The sequence below is a fragment of the Mesorhizobium sp. M0208 genome (assembly GCF_040322015.1).
Taxonomy (GTDB): Bacteria; Pseudomonadota; Alphaproteobacteria; order Rhizobiales; family Rhizobiaceae; genus Mesorhizobium.
Genome location: NZ_JAMYSP010000118.1, coordinates 1 through 1,029 on the forward strand (window position 1 = coordinate 1; position 1,029 = coordinate 1,029).

A 1,029-nucleotide genomic window follows, 5' to 3' on the forward strand; every position below is an offset into this window, starting at 1 on the left:
CTGCGGGCGCACCTATCCCGTGATGGCGGCCCATCGGCGCATGTTGAAGGCGATCGCCGCCAATGTCACCTGGGCGGTGGCCTTCGCCAGTCCGACATAGCGGATATTGGTCAGCTTCATGCGGTTCTTGAGCGTGGCGAAAGTGGTCTCCACCGCCGCTCGCCGTCTGGCGATCAGGCGGTTGTAATGTTTGAGCCGCGGCGGCAGCGCATGGTGCTTGTTGGGGCGGCGCGCGATGCGCACCTTCTTGCCCTCGGCCTTGAGCCGGGCGCGGCGGGCATGGGTGTCGTAGGCGGCGTCCGCCCACACCGTCTTCTCGTCGCCGCAGATCAAGTTATCGGCCATCACCGTGTCGTTGACGTTGGCTGGCGTGGTAATCACCGTGCGGATCAGGCCAGAGCCCTCATCCACCCCGACATGGGCTTTGTAGCCAAAGGTGAAGCCGCCCTTGCCCTTTCGCGCGGTGAGCCGGGCATCCGTATCCTTCGAAGTCCGCTCGTCCGTCGGGGGCAATGAAACCGCATTGATCAGCGTGGCATCCAGCATCGTTCCCCGCTTCAGGATAACACCGGCTTTCTCCAACTGCCGGTCCAGTTCGCCAAACAGCTTCTCCAGCAGCCCTTCGCCGACAAGCAGATTGCGAAAACGCGAAAGCACCGTGTGGTCGGGAACGCTCTCCTCCAGCCCGAGCCCTACAAAGCGCCGGAACGACAGCCGGTCGCCAAGCGCCTCCTCAAGTTCGCGATCCGACAGGCCGTAGAGTGACTGCAGCAAAAGCGCCTTGAACAGAACCAGCGGTGGCCAAGCTGCCCGTCCGGGTCCGCCATCGCGCAGCGGGTTGAGCAGCTTCTCGAAGCGATACCACTTCACCAGACCCGACAATCGATCAAGCGGTGAAGAACCGCCAGCCAACTTGCCGCCCAGAAAAGCCTCCGCCAAGCTCAACTGGCCCATCTGCTTCACTGCCATCGCGATTCCCTCCGAGCTTCGTCTCAGAGAATCACAATCAGCGAATTACGCAACAGGCCC

Annotated in this window: 1 protein-coding gene; it reads right to left on the bottom strand. The window is 62.6% G+C overall.

The window, feature by feature from the left end; all coding sequences use genetic code 11:
• Positions 1-12: 12 nt before the first annotated feature.
• Positions 13-969: an IS5 family transposase gene (locus tag NKJ17_RS33895; protein WP_352692063.1), complete on the bottom strand. Its 957-nt coding sequence runs from the start codon at positions 967-969 to the stop codon at positions 13-15.
• Positions 970-1,029: the final 60 nt, after the last annotated feature.